Raw genomic sequence first — 26,505 nt, 5'->3', positions numbered from 1 at the left:
GGCCAGATACATCTGTGCTAATTGGAGAAAAACTGACGCCAAAGCCGCAATGGACGAAAATACGGGGGTATTTTTAATGAAGGACTTGCAGCGCTGGGTTCGGGTGATTGTGTTTCAGGCGCTCGCCGTTTTTGCATTCGTCAGCTTGGCTTTAGCGCCTCCAGCGCAAGCGACGACCTTCACGACGACAGTTCCTGGAACATCTATCACATTGCCTAACGACTACCCGGAGGCAGGGGGCGTCGCCATCGTGATGGTGGGAATCAACGGGAACGTATACTACCAGTTCTCGGATCCCGAAAACGCCTTTCGCGGGTACAATAACCGCGCGAACCGCAACGAACTTGAAGGCAACCCGTTCACGGTCAACGATCCGATCCCGCTGAATTGTGGCTTCAGTTCTTGCCGCGATTACTTCGGTGGAAACCTCGCGCGCGTCTATATCCGTTTCTCGGCCTATGATGGCGACACGCAAGTGGGCGGGTTCGACGAGAACGACATCGAGCTTGTCATAAACGGCTATGATGTGGGTAACTGGTCTGGCCGCACGACTGAGCGGACAAATACGAACGGCACACGCTCACTGGGGTTCGAGAACGGGTTCGGTAACAACACGTTCAACACCGGCTGGTTCGATTCAACAAACACGGCTTTGTTTAACAGCTTGCTTAATTCGGGGCGCACGACCACGCAGGTACGTGACCGCGATCCTAATGATAACTACTGGGACTTCCAGCGCGGCCCCCGACTGAGCCGCGACGAAATCCGCACCGTCGCGCCCGGCTACACCATCGAGAAGAGCGCGCTGGTCGGCACCTACGCAGCTGTGGGTGACCCCATCATCTATACCTACGTAATCAGCAATATCGGGTCGGTCAGCATCCGAAACCTTAGGATTGAAGACGACCAAATAGATGAGACCACCAACCCGATCAATTGCGCTGGTAAGACAACGATTGATCCGCGCCCCTTCGGCGACCCGCGTGGCCCCGATCAGGCAATTTGCACAGTAACGACGCAAATCACGCAAGAGGATATCGACAACGGCACCTTGACCAACCGTGCCGTCGCCGTCGGCACGCCGGATGAAGGCGTTCTGGGAGCGGTCAGCGACGATGTTACAATCACCGGTCCTGTGGCGAATCCGTCTCTCGATATTACCAAGACATCGGTTCTGGACGCGCCCGGCCAGACGTTTGGCGCAGCGGGAACGACCGTGCCCTACGAGATCACGGCCACAAATGACGGCAACGTCACCCTGACCAACGTGCGTCTCACCGATGATCTCATACCTGCGTTCTCCTGCACGATTGCGGAGCTAGAACCCGGTGAAAGCGACAGTTGCACGGTAAGCTACACCGTGACGCAAGCGGATGTGGATGCCTACGCGGCTAACCCTGCAAACGAGCTGAGCAACACCGGACGCGGCACCGCGACTGCGGCGCGCGGGCCCAATCCTTCGGACTTCGACAATGACAATATCCCGGGCCCTGCATCTGCGCCCGATTTCACCATTGCGAAGACGGCGCTGAGCGGCACCTTCGCGGCGGTAGGCGACACGCTGCAATATAACATCGAGATCACCAATACGGGCAACCTGACGTTCCCGGATACGCCTGTGGTGACCGAGGCATTGGCAGGTGCCACGGTAAGCTGCCCGACCGGACCTGTTGCGCCGGGCGCGACTGTGACGTGTTCCGTCAGCTACGACGTTCAGCACGACGACATCAATGACGGGCAGGTAGCCAACACCGTAACCGCTGACATAACGGTCGGCGGCGTCAACGTGAACCGCTCCGCATCGGCGACAGTTACGGCGACCCGCTCGACGGGATTGACGCTCGACAAGCGGCTGGCTTCGACGTCTCGCACGAGTTTCAGTGACATCGCTCAAGTCATCGACTATGAATATGTGCTGACAAACACCGGCAATATTACTTTGCAAAACCCCAGCGTCGTTGACGACGTCATTGATGTTGCGGGTGCGGTCAGCTGCCCCGCAGGCGACATTCTTCCCGACACCTCCGTCACCTGCACTGCGAGTTACGCGACTGTGCAGGCTGACCTGAACAACGGCGAAGTGATCAACGTGGCGACGGCCTCAGCAACGACCGCCGGGGCAGGGGGAAGCGATACCGTGACTTCTGCCGATGATACGGTGACGGTCCCTGCCGTGATTGCGCCCGCGCTGACACTTGCCAAAGCGGCGCCAACGCCCGCGCCTGCCTTCACTGTGGGTGAAGAGGTCGTCTACACCTATACCGTGACCAACAGCGGCAATGTTGATCTGACCGATCCGATCACGGTGACCGACGACAAGATCGGCACATTTGCCTGCCTCCCCGGACCTTTGGCGCGGGGTCAATCTCTGAGCTGTACACAAAGCTACTTCATGGATGCGACCGACGTCGCCGCTGGCATCGTCACCAACAACGCCACCGCGACCGACGGGACAACTACATCGCCGTCGACCAGCGCCACGATCACGAATGCGGCGGAGCCGGAAGTGACTGTCGCAAAGGCCGCGCTGACCAGCCCAATCGGTGCTGCTGATACGTCAGTCACCTATCGGTTCACCATCACCAACACTGGCGACGCGCAGTTACTCAGGGCATCCTCCCCGATCACTATCAACGATGCAAAACTGCCGGGCGGGGTGCTCGATTGCTCCGCAGCGCAGCCCGATCCGTTTGATCCGGCCGGCAGCTTCATCTGTGACGGGACCTATTCCGGCATCACCCAAACGGAACGCGATGCGGGCGAGGTTATCAACACCGCCACCGCCAGCTTCCCGTTCTCGTCGGGTGGCGTGACGCAGACCATCACCTCTGACAGCGCAACGGCGACGACGCCGATTACCGAAAATTTGAGCTTCACCTTCGCCAAGGAACAAGATGGCGATGACACCTTCCTCGCTGTCGGCGATGTGCTGGATTACACCTTCACTGTCACCAATGACGGCAACGTCTCGATCAGCAGCGTCACGATTTCCGACACCCTGATCCCAAGCGTCTCATGTCCGATCACCGATCTGGCCCCGGGCGCCAGCGACACCTGTTCCGCCCAATACACAGTGCGGCAGCGTGACGTGGATGCGGGCAGCATCACCAACGTGGCGACCGCGACAGGTACCAGCGGGCAAGGCGGCCAGTTCACGCCGCCGCCTGCCACGGAGACCTCGACGCTGCTGCCCGCAGGCAACCGCACGGGGCTGGCGGTTACCAAGACCGCAAACCGCGCTGCTTTCACCGCAGTGGGCGAGACGATCACCTACACCATCGACGTCCTCAACGACGGCACTCGCACTCTGACCAATACGACTGTCACGGACATTCTTGATCCGGCCTATAGCTGCACCATTCCGACGCTTGCGCCGCAAGCAAGCTACGATCTGTGCCAGTTTACCTACACAGTCACACAGGACGACATTGATGCGGGCGTGATCGACAACACCGCGTCCGCTGTTAACGCGGCGGTGACGGATGGCCCTGACGAAAGTTCCCTGTCGCTGCCGGGGCCGACGCGGTCTGCCGCGCTCGAAATCGAGAAGGTGGCGCGGGGCGGATACACAGCCGTGGGTGACACCGTCACCTTCGATATCCGTGTGCGCAATACCGGCAACGTCACGGTCAACGGGGTAAGCGTCGAGGACGCTTCCATCTTCACTCCGGCCCAGACATGCGCTGTCGGTGACATAGCGCCCGGTTTCGATCAGGTCGTCTGCTCGCTGACTTATACCGTGGACCAGGCCGATCTGGATCGCGGTCAGGTCGACAACTCGGCCACGGTCACGGGCACAGGCGCAGATGGCGCGCCTGTCAGCGAGACAGCTACGGAAACTGCGACAGGCCCGGTAGCGAACCCGCGGGTGCAGGTCGATAAAATCCCCGCGAGACCGAACTTCACATCCGCAACCGACGGCTTCGACTTCACCTTTATCGTGACCAACACAGGCAACGTGACGCTTACGGGGCTGGAGCTTGTCGATGTCGATGCAACCGGAGAGACTTTCCGCTGCGACGTACCGGATCTGCCGCCTGCACCAGCGGCGAACTCGACCACTACCTGCGTGGGCGGGGCACCGATGCAGTTCACCAAGAGTTTCAACCAGCAGGATGTAAACTCTGGCAGCTACACGAACACCGCCACGGTAACAGGTCAAAGCCTGATCGGCGGCACTCCGGTGTCTGACAGCGATGTGGAAACCGTCACCGGACCGACCCAGACGCTGGACCTGTCTGTCGACAAGCGTGAAACCTTCGGGACGACCTTCTCTACAGTCGGCGAGGTTATTACCTACGAATACGACGTGACCAACCTGTCCAACGTGACCGTGACCGGTGCGATCAGCGTGGCGGACAGCGTGACTTCGCGGACGCCAGCCGAACCTGTGGCCGTCACATGCCCCGCAACGCCAGGTGCCGGTCTTGCCCCCGGCGCGACACTGACATGTACCGCCAGCACCAGGGTCACCCAAGCCGATATCGACAACGGCGCGGTGACGAACGAGGCGACTGCTTCCGTCTCGCAGCGCATCAACGGGGATGCGACACCGACCACGGCCACGTCGGCACCGGACAGCGAAACCGTAACGGCCAGCCAGCAGCCGACGTTCACCTTGGCAAAGGCCATCGCGGCGGGTTCCGCCACCACATTTACCAATGTGGGTGACGCGGTGACGTTTGAGTACACTGTCACCAACACCGGCAACACCACGCTGACCTCGCCAATCACGGTTGCCGACGACCAGATTGCAGGCACCACAACATGCGGGCCGGTGCCTTTGGCTCCGGGCGGTAGTGTCAGCTGCCAGTTGGTCTGGACGGCAACACAAGCGGCAATCAACGCGGGCGAGATCACGAATATCGGTACTGCCTCCAGCCCCGATGTGCCGGTAGACGCCACAGATACCTTTACGACCTCGGCTGTTCAGACACCCGGCCTCGCGGTCGATAAAACCTCGACCGGCGGCGTGTTCGAGAATGGTGAGACGATGTCTTATCAATACGAGGTCACCAATACCGGCAATACCGAAATAGACACTGCTGACCTGACGGTGAGCGACAGCCGCATCAGTAGCATTTCATGCCCTGCGGGCGGCGGCGTGCTGGAACCTCTGCGCGTGAACCCCGCCGCGTCTTATATTTGTACCGCGTCCTACACTTTGACACTGCAAGACATCGAGCTGGGTGAGGTGACCAACCTTGCCACGGTGACAGACGGCACGACCACCAGCCCGCAGGTGTCCGAGACGGTGCCAGACGGCGCAAATCCATCCCTATCCTTGGCCAAGACAGTCGTCAGCGGCGCGGACTTCACTGCCGTCGGGGATCGGGTCGTCTTCGAGTTCCGTGTTGAGAATACATCAGTGACCCCGCCGGGCGCGTCGTTCACGCGGGTGGTCGAAATCAATGACCCGGATATTGGCCCACCATTCGAGTGCTTCACTCCCGTTTTGCCGGACACGTTCGACTCCGGCGAGTTCGACACCTGCACGGCGGAGTATTTCGTCACTCAGGACGATCTCGATGCCGGTCAAATCGTCAATCAGGCGATTGCAACGACGGTGTTTGCGCCACTCAGCCCGAACCCGATTGATGTGGTGTCCGCTCCGGCAACCGCCACAGTAGCGGCAGGCGAGGATCCCGAATTGACCGTCACCAAAGACGTCACAGGTGGCCCCTCCAACCCGCAAGCGGGCCAGACAATCCAGTATACGATCCTCACTGAAAACACCGGCAACCAGACCTTGAGGCAGGTCATGGTGTCGGACGATCTGGTGCCCACGCTCAGCTGCACCGTTGCAGGAGGCGCTGCCGCACCCGCAAATGTGGTGCTTGCCCCCGGTGAAGTGCTGACCTGCGTCGGTGACTACATCGTCACGCAGGCGGATGTGGATGCCGGTCAGATCGACAACACCGCAACCGCGATGGGCAATGATCCGCGCGGCAACAATGTCCCTGCGACGGGCAGCAACACGTTGACTGCGCTCGATCCGCCATTGCCCGAACTGACCGTGGTCAAACGCGTCACGCCTGAACCCGGTGCGGGCGATCCAGCGTTCTCCGGTGTGGACGAGACGGTCACCTTCTCCGTATCGGTCGAGAACACGGGCAACATTACAGTCGACACGATTACCGTCGCTGACACCGTTGCGGCGACAAATGCCGCGACACCTGCCAGCTGTGCGGTTGGCACCCTTGCACCGGGCGAGACATTCACCGGCTGTACCTTCAGCGTGGTCATGACACAGGCCGAGATTGATGCGGGCAGTTTCGACAACACCGCCACCGCAACGGGTTCTCCACGCTCGGGCGGATCGGTCACGGGCGAGGACACGATCACGATAACCGGCCCTGACAGCGAGCCTGCATTCGCCATGTCCAAGACCGCCGACGTTTCCACATTCGACAGCGTGGGCGACGTCATCACCTACACCTACGTCGTCGGAAACGCGGGCAATATCACACTGTTCGACCAGCCGGTCATCACCGACGACAGGATCGGCACGTTTAGCTGTGGCACCATCCCGGCCTCCGGCCTCGCGCCGCTCGACACTTTGGAGTGTACGCAGACCTATACCGTAACGCAGGACGACGTGGATGCAGGTTTTGTAACCAACGTAGCGGACGTCTCTAGCCCCGAAGTCACAACGCCAGCGCAGGCAACCGAGACGGTCGACGGCGCGCGCAGCCCTGCGGTCACGCTGACAAAGGTGCCGTCCATCACGGCGGATGCAGCCGTCGGCGATGTCATCACCTACACCTACACCGCAACCAACAGCGGCAATACACGGCTGTTCGATGTGGCGGTGTCCGATACGCAAACGAGTGCAGCAGGCACGAACCCGTTGAGCGTGGGCGGCGACACCCTGAGCGCGGATAACGGTGAGACGGGCAATTCCACGGATACCACCGCCGATGGCAGTTGGGACGTGTTGGCGCCGGGCGACGTGGCGGAATTCACCGCGACCTACACTGTCACGCAGGCGGATGTCGATGCGGGCAATCCGTTGACCAATGATGCAGGCGTCAGCGCCACAGGCCCGCCCGGCACGACGCCGACTTCCGATACTGCGCAGGTCTCCGTGCCGGTCGAGGACACGACACCCGCTTTGGAGGCCGTCAAACTTGTCGCCAGTTCCACGGGGACTTCGGCAGGCGATACCGTCACCTTTTCGATCACCGTTGAGAACACCGGCAACGTGACTTTGGATGCGCCCGCGCTGACCGACACCCTGACCCGCACCGATGGCACGCCGCTTGCGCTGACCAGCGGGCCGGATTGGGACACTACCGACACCGGCGACGCGGGTGTTTTGGATGTGGGCGAAACGTGGACTTACGCGGCCACCTACGTCCTAGATCAAGCCGATATTGACGCGGGCGGTGTGTCCAATCAGGTTTTGGCGACCAGCGAAGGCCCGAACGGGGACACGGCACAAGACCGCTCCGGCAACGGGCAGCCGGGCGGGGACGACCGTCCCACGGTATTCTCGGTGCCATCCACACCCGCAATTTCGGGCGAGAAAACTGTAACCTCTACGACGGTCGAAGAAGGCGGGTTAGTCACCTTTGCTATCACTGCGACCAATGACGGCAACGTCACCCTGACCGGTGTGGGTGTCAGCAGCGATACATTGACCCGCGCAGACGGAACGGTTTTGACGCTCGCAAGCGGCCCCACATTCCAAAGCGCAAGCGATGGCTCGCCATCCGGCACGTTGATCCCCGGCGAGACGGCGACCTTCGTGGCCAGTTACCGCTTGGTTCAGGATGATCTCGACGCGGGCGGTATCGCCAACACGGCGACCGTCACTGGTACACCGCCGGTTGGTGCGCCGGTAAGCGACGTCACTGACAACGGTGATGATGGTGACGGCAACACCGAGGATGATCCAACTGTCCTCGACATACCCGCCACGCCAGCCCTGACGGTCGTCAAAGCGCTCGCCGCTGGCGAGCCGGGGAACTATGACACTCTGGATCAGGAAATCGCGTTTGACTTCACCGTGACCAACGCGGGCAACGTCACCCTGAGCGGCCCATTCACCGTCGCCGACGCGCTGATCGAGGGGCAGGGCAATGCGGTCGCTTGCCCCGCCGCAACGCTGGCTCCGGGCGAGGGCGTGGTGTGCACCGGCTCCTATTTCGTGACACAGGATGATCTGGACAACGGCTCTTTCACCAACGCGGCGACGGCATCGGACGGCACGACGACCAGCCCCGAGGAGACGGTCACGGTGCCAGCGCTACAAACCCCGTCCATGGCGGTCGAGAAAGTCGCGGAAGATGTGCCACCGACAGATTTCGACGAAGGGCTCGAGGTCGAGTACACCTATACCGTCACCAATGACGGCAACATCACCCTTGAAGACCCGATCACGGTTTCCGACAACCTGATCCCGTCGGTCACCTGCGACGCGTTGCCAGTGGGCGGTCTGTTGCCGGGCGGCACGTTGGAATGCACCGGTATCTACACCGTGACCGCCGATGACGTGACTTTGTTTACCGTCACCAATCTGGCATCGTCCAGCAGCGGCGACGTGGACAGCCCCTTGGTGTCCGAGACGATCCCCAACGACGCGGACCCGTCCATTTCTGTGGCCAAAACCGCCGCCGCAGGCTCTACCTTTGTCGAGGTTGGCGATCTGCTCACCTACACGTTCGAGGTCACCAATGACGGCACGCAGGCGTTCAGCGCCGATGTGCTGATCTTCGACGACAAAATCGCAGGTGGTGACACAGGCCTGGCCTGCCCGCTGCCAGCGGGTGATGCGACGCTGAGCACCGGTCAGACGATCAGCTGTGATTTCACCTATGCGGTGACGCAGGAGGATCTGGACGCGGGCGAGGTGGTCAACGAGGCCTATGCGCAGACCAGCTTCGGCGATCCGGCAAGCCCCACGCCGGTGACCTCCGCACCTGTGACGGAAACCGTGGCGGCGGACGTCCAACCGGCGCTGACGCTTTCAAAAACTTCCGCGCCGAACCCTGCTGGCCCTGTCGGCTCGACCGTGACCTACACCTTGGTGGCGACGAATACGGGCAACCAGACGCTGAACACCGTCGCCGTGTCCGATCCGCGCCTGCCTGCGCTGGTCTGCGAAGCTGCGACCTTGGCGCGTGGCGATGCCCTGACCTGCACCGAAGACTACACCATCACGCAGGCCGATATCGACGCGGGTGGTATCTCCAACACCGCGACCGCGACGGGGCAAACGCCGTCAGGCGCGCCTGTCGGGCCGATCACCGCGACCGAAAACACGGACGTGCCTGCCGCAGCACCGGCCTTGACCGTCGCGAAAACTGCCAGCCCGACCGTTTTGGGCGCTGTCGGCAGCGACGTGACGTTCAGCTTCGAGGTTGAAAACACAGGCACCACGACCTTGCAGAACGTATCGGTTGACGATGCGCTCGATACGGGCGCGGCTTGCGTAATACCGCGCCTGGCACCGGGCGAGGTCGATGGTGTGACCTGCTCCTACATGCTGGAAGTCACACAAGCGATGATCGACGCGGGCGAGGTGACCAACGACGTTGAGGTGACCGCCACAGACCTGCTCGGAAACCCCACCAGCGCCACCGACAGCATCACGGTCCCCGGTCCCGCGCGGACGCCTTCGCTGGAGGCCACAAAGATCGCCACCACGACCGGCCGGGCGGTGGGCGAGGTGGTTACTTACCTGCTGAGCGTCGAGAACACGGGCAACGTGACGCTAACCGACCTCGGCATCACCGATATTATGCGGCGCAACAATAACACGCCGACCGCATTGACCACGCCCTTTGTGCTCGTCTCCGGCGACACGAATAGCGACGACCGGCTCGACGTCGATGAAACATGGGTCTACAGCGCCACGCATGAGATCACCCAGAGCGATGTCAACGCAGGCGGGTTTACAAACTCCGCCACAGTAACGGCAGATGGCCCCGCAGGCACCGGATCGGTGAGCGACGTATCAGACAATGGCAATGATGCCGACGGCAACACCACCGATGATGTGACCCCGTTCGACATAACCGCCGAGCCGGAAATTACCACGGTCAAGGCCGTGACCGGCACGCCGGGCACGCAGGCAGGTGAAAGCGTCAGTTGGACCATCACCGCGCGTAACACAGGCAACGTAGATATCTCGGGCGTGGCGATCACGGACACGCTGACCCGCGCGGACGGGACGGTGCTGCCATCGCCTGCGCTGACCAACACCTCCGGCACGACCGACCTTGGCGCGGGCGAGGAAATCGTCTGGACCGCGACTCATGTGCTGACCCAAGAGGATATCGACGCAGGCGGGCTTTCCAACTCGGCCACCGTGACGGGTGAGGGGCCGGACGGCAGCGCGGTCAGCGACGTGTCCGCCAACGACGACCCGTTCGACGGCAATACCGAGGATGACCCGACCATCACGACCATCGCCGCCACGCCGGGGCTGGATGTGGTCAAGACACTGACCACGCCGGGCGTGCGGGCTGGTGACGTGATTGCGTTCGAGGTGACTGTGGAGAACATCGGCAACGTCACATTGTCCGGCGTTACTGTCAGCGACACCCTGACACGGATCGGCGGAGGCAGCCCCGTCGTGGACAGTGTGACGTTCCAGTCCGCCGATGGCGGATCGTCCGAGGGTGTGTTGAACGTCGGTGAAACGGCCACCTATGCGGTTCTCTATACCTTGGTACAGGAGGACGTGGATGCAGGCGGGGTGTCCAACTCGGCCACCGGCACCGCGACGACGCCTTTGGGGGCGACCCTGACGGATGTCTCCCGCGACGATGATCCGGGCGACGGCAACGATGTGGACGATCCCACGCTTGCGGTGATCGACGCGGCACCGACCAACACGCTGACCAAGACGGCGGGCGAGCCCGTAGTGCTGTTCCCGACGGTCTATCAGGTGACCTTCACCCTGAGCGTCGAGAACACTGGCAACATCACGCAGAGCGGCTACCAGATCGTGGACGACCTGTCCGACTTCGCCGGAACGGCGGAAGTCCTGACCGAAGCACCGTTCGGTATCACCGTTCGCACCTCCGGTTTCACCGGCGGGGCACCGAACGCAGCCTATGACGGCTCGTCTGTGACCGATACGATTACGGGCGACGCATCGCTTGCGCCGGGGGAGACCGGCGTGGTCGAAATCGACGTCACCTACCAAGTGGACGCTGGCACTGCGACGGGCGCGAACGTGGCGAATGTCACCTCTGCGGAACTGGCGACGCCAACGCCCAGCAATCCGGCCTCCGTGCCGCTCAGCGATACGGACGGCGACGGTATTCCGGACAGCCTGGAGGGCTGCTCTCCCTTGGCTGGCAATGACCGCGACGGGGACGGCATCTGCGACGCCGAGGACTTCGACCCGACGGGTTACTTCTACTGCGAGGATGACGGGCGGCTTCTGCCGGGCGGTTCTATCTCCGTCACCGGTCCCGCAGGGACGCAGACGGGTGTAGGCTTCTCCAACAACATCCGCATCGTGCAGGACGGCTCCACCGGTCAGTTCGTGTTCTTCGTCACGCGCCCCGGCACCTATGTGTTGAACGCTACCTACCCAACGCTGGGGCAGGCAAGTACCACGCGCACCACGCTTGGAAACCTTGATGCAACGACCCTGCTGCCCGCCAACCCTGCGTCGCTGGGCGGCTCCGAGGTGGGTAACACCAACGTGCTCAACGACTTCACGTCGGGCGGAAACCCGTTCTACACCAGCTTCACCTTCGAGGCAGGCGATCCGTTCATCATCAACAACAACCTTCCGGTCGAGAATTGTCAGGGCATCCCCGACATTCTGGCAACCAAACAATCGGACCGCGACAGCGCCGTATTCGGCGAGTCAATAAACTTCACGCTGAGCTTCACAAACAACACCTCCAACACGGTCACCAACATGAACCTTGTGGACTTGTTGCCAGCGGGGCTGCTCTACACGCCGAATACGGCGGCTGTGGACGGCGTGCCGCTGGAGCCGACTGTGAACGGCCTGCGGCTGACATGGGCGGGGTTGGACATCACGCCGACGCAGACGATCAATGTCACGCTGGCCGCGCGGGTAGTGGCCAATGGCAGCTATGGCGAGTTGACCAACCGCGCCTTCATGACAGACGCGGCGGGCAACCAATTATCGAACACTGCCACAGCCACCGTCCGCATTGAGCCGGAACACGTGTTCGACTGCTCGGACATCATTGGCAAAGTTTACGACGACAAGAACCAGAACGGCTATCAGGATCAGGGCGAGCCGGGAATGCCCGGCGTGCGTCTGGCGACGCTGAAAGGCCATCTGATCACGACGGATGAATACGGCCGCTACCATGTGCCGTGTGCGGAGTTGCCCAAGGCGATCGGGTCCAACTTCATCCTGAAGCTGGACACGCGCACCTTGCCGTCGGGCTACCGTGTGACGACGGAAAACCCACGGGTGATCCGGGTCACTGCGGGTAAGTTCGCCAAGCTGAACTTTGGCGTGGCCCTTTCGAATGTGGTCGATATCGACCTGACCGCGCGGGCCTTTACCCCGAGCGGGCAGCCGTCCCCTGCGCTGATCAACGGTATTGACCAGTTGATTGCCCAGATACAGGTGACGCCGTCGGTGTTGCGCCTCAGCTATATCGTGCGCGGTGAAGAGCCCAAGGTGGCACGCGCACGTCTCAAGCTGGTCGAGAAGCTGATCCGTGACAGGTGGCGGGGCGGCGGGCGATACCAGCTCAACGTCGAACGCACCATCAAACGCGCAGCCAAGGGGGCGGGCCAATGAAACTGACATCCTTGACCATAAGAGCCCTTGCCAGTGCCTCGACCTTGGCGCTCGCGTCCGCCGCGTTCGCGCAAAGCTTCGAGGTGGATTGCACCGTCACCGGCAACGCCTTGCCCGCCGATTGCGGCGTGCCCAACGCGGGCACCGTGGTAGGGGTCGATGTGGGCGCGAATACCGAGATCGACAATGACACTGCGACTTTGGGGGATTCGGGCTTCTCGATCTCGATTGACGGGGAACAGGTGTCAGGCGATGCCCGCGTCGAAGACCTGACGCGCCAGACGGACATCGCGCTGTCCAACGCGGATGTGCAGGTAAAGTTCGACGGGCTTGGCGCGACGCCGGCGCTTGACCTGGCCATTGCCGATGAGCGTGAAAGCTTCGAGGCGGGTGACACGATCACTTTCCGCTCCAAGACGAACTACCCCGCCTATCTGGCGCGGGGCGAGGTGCGGATCATCGACTATTCTGGCCGCTCCGGCCCGCGTGTCGTCGCAGTCGTGCCGGTGGCGCCCAACGGAACGGTATCGGTGACGGTGCCTGAAGGCGACGATCTGGTGGCGGTGCACCGCGTCTATGACGCAAGCGGGCGGTTCGACGAGACCGAGGCGCTTGGCCTCAACCGTGACCAGCGTGGCGACGGCGATTTCATCGACGGCGGCCTGCCGGACTTGGAGGAGGGGGCTGACCGCACCGCGATCCGGCGTATACCGGTATCCGGTGGTGCCGTGACCGTCTACGGCACTGGCGTGCGCCAAGGTGCGCAAGTGCAAACTTTGGGTGAGACGATCACTCCTGCGCCCGATGGCAGTTTCGTTGTTCAGCGCATTTTGCCCGCAGGGGAGACCGACGTTGAAGTGCGGGTAACGGGGGCAGGTGAAGACCTGTATCTGCAACGCGGCGTGACTATCCCGCGCTCCGAGTGGTTCGGGGTGGCGACAGTGGACCTGACCTTCGGCTACCGCACCGATGGGGGCAAGGACGCGGCGGGCGGCGGTTTTGATAAATACTACGACCGTGGCAGGCTGGCCTTCTACACCAAGGGCAAGACCCAAAGCGGTTGGGAGATCACCGCGAGCGCGGACACTGGCGAGGATGACCTGAGCGAGATTTTCCGCAATCTTGACAAGAAAGACCCGCGCCATCTGCTGCTGCGCCTCGACAGCGACAAGGCCTATCCGGTCTACGGCGACGACTCGACGATCGTTGAGGACGCGCCGACCTCCGGCAAGTTCTACCTTAAGGCGGAGCGGGACGGGAACTACGCGCTTTGGGGGAATTACAAGGGCAACATCACCGGCTCGCAGCTTCTGCGCAACGAACGTACACTCTACGGAGCCCAAGGCCATTATGCCACGCAGGCGCAGACCGAGAAGGGTGAGGCGCGCGTCACGGTCGACCTTTATGCGGCCCAGCCAGATAATCTGCCGGGGCGCGATACGTTTCGCGGCACCGGCGGGTCGGTCTACTTCCTGCAACGCCAAGACCTGTCCATCGGCTCCGAGACGATCAGCGTGGAAATTCGTGACCCCGATACCAATCGGGTGATCGACCGCCAGACGCTGGTCTACGGGCGCGACTATGACATCAACTACTTGCAAGGCGTGGTGACGCTCAACAGACCGCTGACGGGGGCTGTCGGCGGTGGCACGGTGGTGACCGATCCGTTGGGCGAGAACACCGTCATTTTGACGGTTAACTACGAATACACACCGACCAGCGGCTCGGTCGACGGTTACGCTTACGGCGGTCGCGTGCAGGTCTGGGCAACCGACAACCTGCGTTTCGGTGCCACCGGCATGGTCGAGCAGACGGACATCGCCGACCAGACTGCGCAAGGGGTCGATCTGCGCTACGAGCTGTCGGACAACTCCTATCTGGAACTGGAATACGCCCGTACAGAAGGCCCCGGTTTCGGGCAATCCTTCTCGGCGGATGGCGGGTTGATAGTCACCAATACCGGCCCCGTGGGCGGCACCGGCGAGGCCTATCTGGCGCGCGGCCAGTTGGAATTCGCGGACCTTAACCCTGATTTGAATGGCCGCGTCAGCTTCTACGCAGAGCAGCGGGAAGCCGGGTTCTCGACGCTGGATTACCAGACCACCAATGACGAGGACCTCTACGGCTTCGCGTTGGAATACGAGCCGACTGACAAGCTGGGCTGGCGGCTCTATTACGACGATTTCACCGACAGCGCGGGCAAGACCGTCCGCGAGGGTGGGGCGGAGCTGTCCTATAAGATTTCCGAGCGGCTGACATGGGATCTGGGCGTCGAGCATGTGCGCAAGAACACCCCCGGCGACCCTGACGAAACCGGATCGCGCACCGATGTTGCCGCACGCCTGACCGTCACCCAAAGCGAGCGGCTGGAATGGTATGCCTACGCGCAAGGCACGGTGAAGCATTCCGGCGGGCTGACGAAGAACAACCGCGTCGGCGTCGGCGGTCGCTACGAGTTCACGCCGAACTGGGCGTTCGAGGGGGAGTTGTCGGACGGCTCCACCGGCGTCGGGGCGTTGGCGTTGTTGTCCTATGAGAGTGACGACAACACATCCGCCTATTTCGGCTACACACTGGACCCGCGTCGGGAGTTCAATGGTGTCACGCTGTCGGGCAAGGACCGGGGGCAGTTCATCGCGGGTGGTCGCCGCAAGCTGGGGCGCGACGTGTCGGTCTATGCGGAAAACACCTATGATCTGTTCGGCACGCACCGCTCGCTCACCTCGACTTACGGGGTCGACTACGAGCGCAGCGAGTTCCTGACATATTCCGCTTCGGCCGAGCTTGGCCGCATCAACGATCCGTTGGGCGATTTCGACCGCACCGCGCTGTCCTTCGGGGTGCGCTACGAAAACCAGACAGGCGTGTCAGGGCGCGGGCGTTTGGAATACCGCCGCGATCGGGGCATCTTGTCGGGGTCACAACGCGACGGGGACACCATCGCGGCTTCCGCCACGCTGCGCTACAAGATCGACGAGGAGCGGCGCTTCCTGTTCAGCTTCGATGGCAGCTACACCGACACCGACGGCTCCTCCATCCCGGACGGGCGCTATGCCGAGGTGACGCTGGGCTACGCTTATCGCCCTATCGAGAACGACCGGCTGAACGTGCTGGCCAAGTACACCTATCTGCACGACCTCTATGGGCAGGAAGTTGATGGCACAAACGAGCCGGGGCCGCGTCAGAAGAGCCATGTTTTTTCGCTCGACGCGTCCTATGATCTGGACCGCCAATGGACAGTCGGCGGCAAGCTCGGCGCGCGGTTCTCCAAAAGCTCGCCCAATGCGACTGCCGCGTTTCAGAACAATGATGCGTGGCTTGCAGTCGCCAACGCCCGCTATCACGTCACACATAAATGGGATCTGCTGGTCGAGGGCCGCGTGCTCAGGGCGGAGCAGGCAGGCACTACAGAATACGGGCTGTTGGGGGCCGCCTACCGCCACATCGGCAATAACTACAAGATCGGGGTGGGCTACAACTTCGGCAAGTTCTCGGACGATCTGACCGACCTGACCTTTGACGACCGGGGCGTTTTCATCAACCTGATCGCAAAATTCTGAGGCGGGCTTTTGCCGTTGGCTCTGCACTGCGCGATCCAAGCCCTTCAGGCCTCTACAGGACCGGCCCGATCGTTGCGATTGCATTGTGCCAGATCCGCTTGTGGTAGGGCCATTTGACAACGTCCGAATGGTCGATCTGGACCGATTTTGCGATGTACTCGCTTTGACGGGTTCCGATTTTCCGCGTCGTTTCGGCATCATGCAAAAGAATGTTGTTTTCGTAGTTCAGATCGAAACTACGCAGGTCAAGGTTTGATGAGCCGATCAGACTGACCTCCCCATCCACTGTCAGTGTTTTGGCGTGTAACAAACCGCCTTCATATTCGTGGATGGTGCAACCCGCCTCCAGCAGCGTGCGATAGAAACTGCGGCTCGCGGCGGCGACGATCCAGCTGTCATTGACCTTTGGAAAGATCAATGTGACGTCCACGCCGCGATGGGCCGCGGCATTCAGCGCTTCAAGTACGATGGCGTCGGGGACGAAATAGGGCGTCGACAGCGTCACGCTATGTCTTGCGCAGCCGAACAGCGTCGCAAACAGTTGCGGGGTGGATGTTCGTCTCTCCGACGGTCCGTGACCCGTCACGAGCGCGGGAAATCCGCCCTTGTTTGCGGCTGGTGGCGGAGGCGCCGGTTCCAATACTTCACCGGTGGCGCGCATCCAGTCGCTGGCGAACAGCAACTGGTTCTGGGCCACGACCGGTCCCTGAAATCGCAGCATGATGTCGACCCAAGGCGCATATTTCGCCTTCACGCGGAACTCTGGGTCGGCAGAGTTGCGACTGCCGCAATAGGTCGTAACCCCGTCCACCACAGTGATCTTGCGATGGTTGCGCAAGTCGATCCGGCTGGTCAGCAGGGTGCGGACAGGACGGTCAAGCGGCAGCGCAATTGCAAGCTGCACGCCCGCCTCTTTCATCTGCTGCCACAGGTCCGACCTGATCAACGCGCGTGATCCCAGACCGTCTGCCATGGCGCGGCAAGTTACCCCGCGCTGCGCGGCACGCATCAAGGCTTCCGCCAATGCGATACCAGTCTCGTCGTTAAGCCAGATGTAGTAGAGCGCATGGACATGGTCTTGCGCTGAGTCGATATCGGCCACGATGCGGTCCCGGGTTTCAGTGCCGTCTGCCATCAGCTCTGCCGTATTTCCGCCCGTGGCGGGGAACCCGTTGACCGACGAGGCATAGCTGAAGGCGGGTTGGTATGTGGGGTCGAGGTCGGTTTGTAAGTATTTGTCGTAGTCAGGAGCGGGTAGGCGGCCGCTTTGGACCTGCTCCTGAATGGTCTTCTGGGCGGCGTGGGCCTGTTTGCCCACCGTGACTTCACCAAACAGAAAGTACACGAGGCTGCCCGCAAAAGGCACAAGCGTCAGGACCACGAACCATGCGAGGCGGGCAGGCGGTGACAGGTCGTCACGCAGCAGGATTCGCAGGGTGAAGGCGATCACGACCAAGGTGTGAAGCGCGAGAAGAACGCCTGCTATCGTCATCGTGGTACATCCAGATCTATCACGATGGGAAGGTGGTCGGATGCTCTGGCAGCCAGCGCCGAGCGATGCACATGGCTGGAGACATGGCCGACACCGCCTTTCAGGATGAAGCGGTCTAGCGCTGCAATGGGGCGGGAGGCGTGGAAACTGTTGCCCGGCAGGACCATTTCGTAGTCGTCGCCCAGGGCAGTGATGATGCCCGCCTCGGGGTGCCATGCGTTGAAGTCGCCCGCGACAAGCACCGGGCATTGCACGGCGTCCATGTGACGTTTCAAGGCTGCCAACTGCTTGGCGCGCGTGCGTCGCGTTAGCCCCAGATGCACGCCAATGACCTCGATCGAAGGAGCCGACAAATGCGCGCTCACGGCCCCGCGCGGCTCAAGGGTGGGAAGCTCCACCCGAATTGCGCGATCGAGTTGAATGACTTCCCGACGATACAGGATCGCATTTCCGTGCCAGCCATGGCTAAGCGCACGCTCGGATACGTCGGCCAGCTCATAGCCGAGGTTTTCCTGCAACCGCTTCAGCGGCAGTACACCCGCACGCTGCCCGACGCGCTTGTCGGATTCCTGCAACACCACCACATCGGCGTTGATTTCCTCCAACACCGATACAACGCGGTCCCCGTCGCGGCGCCAGTCCAACCCGACGGCCTTGCGAATATTGTAGCTCGCAACCCGCATTACAAAAGCCACTCCACCGGCAGCCAGCCGATTACGGTCAGGGCGAAGGATCTCAATACGCTGGACCCTGGCTCTTGGGTGCGAGTTGTGCTTCCGTCGGTCCAGCTCAGGTGGCCGCCTTCCAGCGTCACCTCCCAAGCCCTGCCGCCCAACTTCTCGTCGAAAGCCTGATGCATGCGCTCCGCCATTGTCTCGCTTTCTATCAGCAGCCCCATTTCAGTGTTGAGCGTTGTCGAGCGCGGATCGAAGTTGAACGACCCGATAAAGACCCGCTTGCCATCTACCGAAAATGTCTTTGCATGAAGGCTGGCGCCGGATGACCCGAGCGGCCCCATCTTGTCTTTGGGTGTCTTGGTGGCAGACTGGGTTTGGAGCTCAAACAACTCCACCCCTGCTTTCAACATGTTCCGACGGTGCTTTGTGTATCCGGCATGAACGGGCAGAACATCCGTCGCCTCCAGCGAATTGGTCAGCATCCGGACCGTTACGCCACTTGATTCCAGAGTGGAAAAAGCGCTCACCCCTGCCTTGCCCGGCACGAGATATGGGGTGATCCCGTCAAACCGCTTCTCGATATTGCCCACCGCCGAAAGGAGGCGGGTGGCTAGCAAATCCTCGCGCGGGACCGCGCCCAATCCCTTGATCGGGTCGTCACTGACCAAGATGACATCTGTCCACTCAAGCTCCAGATCCTCCGACAGCAACGCGGCGACGAGGTCGGACCCCTCTACGATCTCCCTGTACTCCTCAAGTTGGGGATTGCCGGAAAGGTTGGCGATGCGGTCTTCGATAGGGTCTCCCTGTGGCGCGGCACCGATGATCGGCTCGGCGGGATACACGGCCTTCGCAGCCCAGTAACGATCAAAATCAGCGGCGACTTCGGGGACGATTTTGCCGACCGCAAGAACGTCGAGATCAACGAAAAGCACGGCTGGTCCGGTGTCGAAATATTCGTCCCCGATATTACGCCCGCCAAGGATTGTGGCCATCCCGTCCACGGTGAAGGATTTGTTGTGCATGCGGCGGTTGAGGCGGAAGAAGTCAAAGCCGTAGGACAGAAGCTTGCCCGTGCGCAGGTTGAAAGGGTTATACAGCCGCACTTCCACGTTCTCATGAGCGTTTAAGGCCGCCAACGCCGGATCGAGCCCTTTGATGCCGTTGTCATCAAGCAGCAGCCGCACCCGCACTCCGCGATCTGCCGCACGTTTCAGCGCATCCAGCATGAGCGCCCCGGTGAGGTCATCATGCCAGATGTAGTATTGCGCATCTATCGACGACACCGCCGCGTCTGCCAGGATTACCCGCGCCGCAAATGCGCCTGCGCCGTCGATCAAAGGTGCCACTCCGGTCTTGTCCGGATGGTCTTTCCATTGGCGCATGATCGACGACACCAACGCGGATTTGGTCGGCGGTGGCAGGGCCGAGCTGTCGACGCGGTTTTCGATTTTGGGAAGAGGAAACAGGAGACGTGCGAGGACGATTACGACACCTGTCAGGAAGGCCATCACAGCAAGATATTTGAGGAAAGTTATCATCTAGGCGTGTTCTCCAGTCGCGGGTCGCGCGGTTTCCATCAAGGCCATGGTGTCGGTACTTTGCACCCGATGTCGATACCGCCCGGCATGGTAAATGCGACCGGACCCGCCACAGTCATATGTTGTGTCCTTAACGCCGGGTGAAGCCCGTCGGGTCCTACATTTATGCATCGTTGCGCGGAATTTCCATCGTGATGCCAATGGTCGACGGGCAATCACTGTAAGAATGCGGTTGCGGGCCCCTTGAGTTCCCTTGGCTTGGTGGATGGTTAGGCATTCAGAGACTCTAGCGTTTTCAGCGCCTTGACGCAGTCATGCGTGTCCATCGAACCCGGCAGCCTCCGGCGCAACACCTGGTCAATAACGGCCACCAGACACCCAAAACCGTTCTTGACCGGCACGAAGGTGATGTCGGTGCAGCACATTTCGTCAGGCCGGTGATCACCCTCCTCCTCAAGAGATACGGGAAGTCCAGGTGCCGGGTTACAGGCGCGATGCCGCAGGCTTTTCAGCAAGTCAGCCGGTCTGCGTCTGCGCCAGCAAGGCAATGGTCTGCTCGCCCGATGCGATCAGATGTTTGCGCCACGTGCGTCGGGCAAGGTCAGGATCGCGGGCGGCGAAGGCAGCCATCAGGTCTTCGTGTTCCTGCATTGCTTCATCCCTGCGGGCGTCCCGTTTTAGCGCAATGAAGCGCACCCGCTCGGCCTGTTGGGCCAGCAGGTTGCGCTGCATGGTCAGGATCGGGTTCTGCGCGAAGGCCACAATCTTGTCGTGAATTTTACGATTGATCGCAAAGTATTTCTCGCGGGAGGTGTCGCTTGCATGGCGTTGCATTTCCGCGTGAAGGTCGGTCAGTTCGGCAAGGTCTTGGTTGCTCATGCGCCGCGTCGCCAGCTCTGCCGCCAGCCCCTCGATTCCGGCAATCACCTCGAAGAGATTGCGCGTCTGGTCAACGGTTACTTCCGATACCGATGCCCCCCGGTTCGGGGTCAGGTCGACCAGTCCTTCGGCGGCCAGCAATTTTAGTGCCTCGCGCAGCGGCGTCAGTGATACGCCGATATCCTCGGCCAACGCGCCCACGTTGATTTTCTCTGCCGGTTCAAGCTGGCCGGTGATGATCCGGTCGCGCAGATCGTCGGCAACCCGTTCATGCAATGGCTTTCGGCTCAGGCGGACTTTGCGCACCGGCTCTGCGGCCGTCTGGGTGTTTGATACTGTCATATACGGCCCACCTTTTCAGGCTGCGTCTTCATGCGCAATACGTTTGGCCAAAGCGTCACCGAGCCCGGTCGAGCCTTTGGCTGCCGGGCGCGCAAAACTGCCGCGCGTTGCGCCGACCGGTTTCAAGGCCGCAAGCGCTGCCGCCTGAAGCAGCGCCGCCTGTGCGCAATCGACAACCGGTACCGGAATGCGGTCACGTACCTGCGGGGCAAGCCCGGCCAAAGGGGCACCGGCCAACACGATGACATCTGCGCCGTCCTCATCAATTGCGCGGTTTGCCAACTCGACCAGAAGGTCGGCCTTTTCACCCTGCACATCGGATATATCGCGAAACGTTCCGTCCAGCATTCGCACGCCGGAGCAGCGGCCCGCCAAGCCATGCCATTCGACACATTCGCGATACCATGGCCCGAGCGCCTGCGCGAAGGTCACAATCGAGAATTTGGCCCCGAGCATACATGCGCTGAGCATCCCAGCCTCGGCCAAGCCGACAACTGGGATATCATAAAGCTCACGTGCTGCGCCAAGTCCGGGGTCGCCGAAGGCCGCGACAATCGCAGCATCATAATTCCGGTGGTGCTGGGCCAGAATTTCGAGAACGGACAGGCCGCCTACTATGGCCTCAGTCCGCGTAGAGATGTAGGGCACCCCGCGCTCTGCGGTTACGCAATCAAGCGTGGTGCCAGCGGGCAGTACAGATCGCGCGGCGTCGCCGAGCAGATCGGTCAGCGCCTCTGTTGTGTTGGGGTTAATCAGTAGTATTTTCATAAGCTCAACCTTGGAATGGATCAGTAACCGAGTGCGCGTGGCAGCCAGGTGACGACGCCGGGGAATATCACGCAAAGGACCAGCACGGCGTACTGCACGGCGACGTAGGGCCAGACGTTGCGGATCAGCTCGCCCATGGAGACGCGGGTGATGCCACTCATAACAAAGAGCACCACGCCGACAGGCGGGGTCATCATTCCGATTACCAGATTGAACACGAACAGAAAGCCGAATAGCAGCGGGTCAATACCGAAACTTGCCGCAACCGGCGCGAATAATGGCACTAGCATGATGTAGGCCGCGTTGGATTCGATGAACATGCCGACGATGATCAGCATGGTCATAACCAGCACGAGAAACACCATCGGGTTCTCGGTCAGCTCTTGCAGATATTGCGCCATGCTCGCCGGGATCATGTCGATGGTGAAGATGAAGGTGACACCGGCCGCAAAAGCGATGAGGGCACCGACCATGGCTGCGCCCACAGCGGCGTTGAACAGCGCGGGCACCATGTCTGAAAGCTTCAATTCGCGCGTCACCAGAAAGCCCACAATCACCGCATAGGCCACGGCGATGCCCGCGCCTTCGGTGGGGGTGAAGACCCCGCCGACAATGCCGCCCACCACTACGATGGGCATGGCCAGCACCGGCAGCGCACGCACGGTTTCGCCCAAGGCATTGCGTATCTCGAACGGATCGCCGGTCAGCTTGAAGCCTTTGCGCCACGAAAGATAGGAGGCGACGACCATAAATCCAAGCGTAAGCAGCAGGCCGGGAATGACCCCCGCCATGAACAGGCCGCCCACCGACACGGTAGAGCCCGCCATCAGCGCGTAAACGATCATTGCGTTGGAGGGGGGCAGGATAGCTCCGAGATTGGCGGCAGAGGCGACGACGGCGCTGGAGTATCCGTCGTCGTAGGACTTGCGCATGGCCGGCACCAGCGTCGAGCCAAGCGCAGAAGCCGACGCCACAGCGGCGCCCGAGACCGCCGCCAGCATCATGCCGGCCACGATTGCCACATGCGCCAGACCGCCATGCAACCGGCCAACGATGGCGTTGGAAAAGTCGACAAGGCGCTGCATGATGCCTGCCCGCACCATCAACTCGCCTGCCAGCATAAACAGCGGGATAGCCATCAACGGAAAGCTGTCGACGGCGTGCATCATGCGTTGCGGCAGCACCGAAAGCTCGATCCCGCCAGCGAAAAGGCCCGCCAGAGACGCCAGCCCGAGTGCGAAGGCGAGCGGCATGCCCAGCAGGGCAAAAACGAAGAAAACGACGAGGACGATGGCGGTCATTGTGCGCTCTTTTCTTCCCAAGTGGAGCGTCCGCCCCAAGCCAGCAGCAAAAGGTGCAGCACGGAATGGACTGCGGCGATCAGAATGGCGATGTAGTAGACGGCAGCGGTCAGGTTGAGCGTGGGCATCAACTCCGGCCAGGTGTAGACGGTCACCTGCCAGGCATAGGCAAAGATCACTGCCATCAGGGCTGCGCCGATCAGGGCCGACAGGCGGAACAACCGGTCTTGGAGCCCTTGGGAAAAGCGTACGACCAGAGCGTCGATTCCCACATGGACGCCGCGGCGGATGCCGTGGGGAATGGCAAGAAACATCGCCCAGACAAACGCAAGGCGGGCGACTTCCTCCGCCCAGTCGATAGCCGAGTTGAAGACGTAGCGGAAGATTACCTGCCCGACGACCAGTATGGCCATCGCAGCCATGGCACCGACCACGAGGAACAGTGTCGACCGGTCAATACGGTCCACGGCAATGCGCATCCGCTGGAAGCCAGCCCCCCCGATGGGGGGCCAGTCGTCTGGTAGCAGGGTGCTCATTTGCCCGCTTCGTTCAGAACGGTGTCGATCAGGTCCGCACCGATGCGTTCCTTGAGATCGGCAATCACCGACTGGGTCTTGTCGCGCAGTTCCGCGCGAACGTTGTCGGCAATCGGGGTGAAGGTCATGCCAGCTTCGATCAGTGCCTCACGAGATGCGATATCCTCCTCGGCGGCCTTGGCACGTTGCCATGCAATGGCCCCGGCGGCAGCTTCGCGCACGGCTGCCTGATGCTCTTCTGACAACGCATCGAACTTGCGCTTGTTGGCAACCAGAACGATGTAATCAAAGAAGTGGTTGGTGTCGGACAGATGCTTCTGAACTTCGTTGAAGTTGCGGGATGCGATGATGGCGTAGGGGTTTTCCTGCCCGTCCAGCACGCCTTGTTGCAGCGCCGCGTAGACCTCGGAAATCCCCATGGAGACCGGGTTGGCACCGATTGCGCGGAAGGTGTTGAGATGGGTCTCGTTGGGTTGCATCCGCAGCTTGAGTCCTTCGAAATCCGCGACTGTCGCCAGCGGGCGGATATTGTTCGTCACGTTGCGTGACCCCAGTTCCATCCAGCCCAGCGACACGAAACCTTTTTCGGCCAGCTTCTCGTCCAGCAGGTCACCCGCCGCGCCATCAATCACGCGAAACGCGGTTTCGCGGTCGGGATATACGAAGGGCAGGGACACGGCCTCAAGCTCGGGCACGGTGCGCGACAGGTAGGCGGAGCCGATCCAGGTGCCAAAAACCACGCCGGAGCGGACCTGATCGACATTCTCCTTGGCGCCGCCCAGTTGCATTGCGGGGAAGTTGGCGATTTCCAACTCTCCATCGGTTAGCGCAGCGACGCTTTCGGCAAATTTCTCCATTGCTGCGGAGCTGGAATGTTCTACCGGAAAGTTCCCCGCAACGCGCAGGGCTTCGGCAAGGACTGGTGAGGCGGAAAGCAACGCCAGCGCGGTCGCACCGGCTGCGGCTTTGGCGAAAAACGAATTCATGATGTGTCTCCCTTACTGAGCGAATACCGGGTGGTTTCGTCATGTGACCTAGCGTCATCCGGGATATCGAAGAATACAAGATATTTTTTATAAAAAATAATATTTAAGGCAAATAATTGATTTATATGAAAAAGATATTTTTATTACTGCAATCCCCCCAGACTCACCGCGAAAGGAACGCTCTCCATGACCAATCAACTCAAGATCACCGCAGGCGCTTACCGGGTTGATGCGCGTTTTGAGAGCGACGCGGCCCCCGATACCGCCGCCGCCATCCGCAAACTGCTGCCTTATCGCGGGCAGCTTGTTCACGTCCGCTGGAACGGGGAAGGGGTCGGGGTGTCTCTCGGCGATAATGATTTCGGGGTGGGCTACGAGAACCACACCAGTCACCCGGCACCCGGTCACATGCTGTTATATCCGGGTGGGATCAGTGAAACGGAGATCATTCTGGCCTATGGTGGCCTCGATTTTTCGTCCAAGATTGGCCAGCTTGCCGGTAACCATTTCCTGACGATCACCAGCAATCACGAAGACCTGCCCAAGCTGGGCAATGACGTCCTTTGGAAAGGGGCGCAGGATCTGCTGATCGAAGCCGCCTACCGCGCGCTGGCAGGTCAGGCGACGAGATGCGCTTTCGCGTCCTCAAGGCCGCGTCGGGTGCGATCTTCCAGCGCGACGCGTGTGGCGTCATCCAGCCATGCCCCCGCGACACCGTTCCAGATCATGGCCTCGATCTGGTCGGTCGTTGCGCCGAAATCACGGTGGATCGACGTCCAGACGCGGTTGGGCGTGGTGTTGTGAAATGTCGGATCGTCGGTGTTGGGATGTAGTCGCAGCCCCGACGACAGCATCCGCCGTAGCGGATGCTTTTCGGCCCATTCGTCACGCGATAGCGTCCGCATATAGTACGAATTGGTCGGCACCACCGTGACCACGATACCGGCGTCGCGCACGCGTTCCAGCAGCGTAGGATTGTCGAGTATCGTGTAGCAGTGATCCAGCCGGTCCACCCTAAGCAGGTCCACAGCGGTCTCGATATTGCGCCAGTGGCAGCCGAATTCACCCGCATGCATAGTGGTCTTCAGCCCGCCGTCGCGCGCCATTCGGTAGGCTTTCCAGAATTTCTCGGGCGGGTTTCCGGTCTCAAGATAGTCAGATCCAATGCCTACAGCCCGGGGGTCAGAATGCGCCAAAGTGCGGGCCACGGTTGCGGCTCCGTCCTCAGGACTGGCTTCGCGGTCGATGGCATGGATCAGCCGCGCGGTGATGCCATGTGCGACCTCGGCTTCTGCCATGGCGCGGGTGATGGCGTCTTGTAACTCGGCAAAGTCAAGCGACGGATGATGCGCCAGCGTGCCGGTGGAATTCCAGAACAACTCCGCGTGAAGCACGTTTTCACGGGCCATGTCTTCCAGACATTCAGCCGTGAGCCGGTGCAGGCAGGCCGGTGTCGTGAGCACATATTCTTCCATAAAGCGGAAGGCATGAAGCACCCCGCGCGGCTTCTCGCCTCGGATGAAATAGTCTGCAACCTCGTCGCGGGTAATAGGGGCGCGGGCCTGTTGTGCCAAGTCCCATAGGGTTTCCTCGCGGATGGTGCCCAGAAGGTGGCAGTGAATGTCCACCTTGGGCAAAGCAGCGAAATAAGCATCGGAGAGGATCATCG

12 protein-coding genes and 1 pseudogene are annotated in these 26,505 nt (G+C 61.2%); 3 read left to right on the top strand and 10 right to left on the bottom strand.

Going from position 1 to position 26,505, the window contains the following annotated elements; genetic code table 11:
* The first annotated feature begins 76 nt into the window (after positions 1-76).
* A complete protein-coding gene (locus THALAR_RS06950; RefSeq protein ID WP_021100802.1) occupies positions 77-12,754 on the top strand; it encodes a beta strand repeat-containing protein in 12,678 nt (4,225 codons plus the stop codon).
* Positions 12,751-16,314: a hypothetical protein gene (locus THALAR_RS06945; RefSeq protein ID WP_021100801.1), complete on the top strand. Its 3,564-nt coding sequence runs from the start codon at positions 12,751-12,753 to the stop codon at positions 16,312-16,314. Before THALAR_RS06950 ends, THALAR_RS06945 begins: the two co-directional genes overlap by 4 nt.
* Before the next feature lie 52 nt (positions 16,315-16,366).
* Here THALAR_RS06945 and cls read toward each other — a convergent pair whose 3' ends face one another.
* The 9 genes from cls to THALAR_RS06905 all read right to left on the bottom strand — a co-directional run bounded on the left by cls (position 16,367) and on the right by THALAR_RS06905 (position 24,836).
* Positions 16,367-17,806: a cardiolipin synthase gene (cls, locus tag THALAR_RS06940; protein ID WP_021100800.1), complete on the bottom strand. Its 1,440-nt coding sequence runs from the start codon at positions 17,804-17,806 to the stop codon at positions 16,367-16,369.
* On the bottom strand, positions 17,803-18,489 hold the full coding sequence (locus THALAR_RS06935) for an endonuclease/exonuclease/phosphatase family protein (RefSeq protein ID WP_021100799.1): 687 nt from the start codon (positions 18,487-18,489) through the stop codon (positions 17,803-17,805). The genes cls and THALAR_RS06935 overlap by 4 nt, the downstream gene beginning before the upstream one ends.
* Positions 18,489-20,024, bottom strand: a complete 1,536-nt coding sequence (locus THALAR_RS06930; protein WP_021100798.1) for a phospholipase D family protein — start codon at positions 20,022-20,024, stop codon at positions 18,489-18,491. The genes THALAR_RS06935 and THALAR_RS06930 overlap by 1 nt, the downstream gene beginning before the upstream one ends.
* A 269-nt stretch (positions 20,025-20,293) precedes the next feature.
* Entirely contained in the window at positions 20,294-20,539 is a 246-nt protein-coding gene (locus THALAR_RS18365) for a hypothetical protein (protein ID WP_154666754.1), read from the bottom strand.
* A 1-nt stretch (position 20,540) separates the two neighbouring features.
* Entirely contained in the window at positions 20,541-21,245 is a 705-nt protein-coding gene (locus THALAR_RS06925) for a GntR family transcriptional regulator (protein ID WP_021100796.1), read from the bottom strand.
* Positions 21,246-21,260: 15 nt separating this feature from the next.
* Positions 21,261-22,013, bottom strand: coding sequence for an aspartate/glutamate racemase family protein (locus tag THALAR_RS06920; protein WP_021100795.1), 753 nt, complete (start codon positions 22,011-22,013; stop codon positions 21,261-21,263).
* Between the two features lie 20 nt (positions 22,014-22,033).
* Positions 22,034-23,314, bottom strand: coding sequence for a TRAP transporter large permease (locus THALAR_RS06915; RefSeq protein ID WP_021100794.1), 1,281 nt, complete (start codon positions 23,312-23,314; stop codon positions 22,034-22,036).
* Complete coding sequence (locus tag THALAR_RS06910) at positions 23,311-23,850, bottom strand: TRAP transporter small permease (RefSeq protein ID WP_040817356.1); 540 nt, start codon at positions 23,848-23,850, stop codon at positions 23,311-23,313. Before THALAR_RS06910 ends, THALAR_RS06915 begins: the two co-directional genes overlap by 4 nt.
* Positions 23,847-24,836: a TRAP transporter substrate-binding protein gene (locus THALAR_RS06905; RefSeq protein ID WP_021100792.1), complete on the bottom strand. Its 990-nt coding sequence runs from the start codon at positions 24,834-24,836 to the stop codon at positions 23,847-23,849. The genes THALAR_RS06910 and THALAR_RS06905 overlap by 4 nt, the downstream gene beginning before the upstream one ends.
* A 186-nt stretch (positions 24,837-25,022) precedes the next feature.
* On the opposite strand from THALAR_RS06905, the pseudogene THALAR_RS18055 reads away from it, so the two are divergent.
* Positions 25,023-25,409, top strand: a pseudogene (locus THALAR_RS18055) (DUF3830 family protein); the annotation flags it as partial.
* Positions 25,410-25,453: 44 nt separating this feature from the next.
* Here the strand turns inward: THALAR_RS18055 and THALAR_RS06900 are convergent.
* The gene (locus THALAR_RS06900) at positions 25,454-26,503 is read right to left on the bottom strand and encodes an adenosine deaminase family protein (RefSeq protein WP_021100791.1); all 1,050 of its coding nucleotides are present in this window, start codon (positions 26,501-26,503) and stop codon (positions 25,454-25,456) included.
* Positions 26,504-26,505 lie beyond the last annotated feature (2 nt).

This window comes from Litoreibacter arenae DSM 19593 (assembly GCF_000442275.2).
GTDB classification, from domain to species: domain Bacteria; phylum Pseudomonadota; class Alphaproteobacteria; order Rhodobacterales; family Rhodobacteraceae; genus Litoreibacter; species Litoreibacter arenae.
The sequence above is the reverse complement of the archived record's forward strand: the minus strand, read 5'-3'. Positions and strand labels throughout refer to the sequence as shown.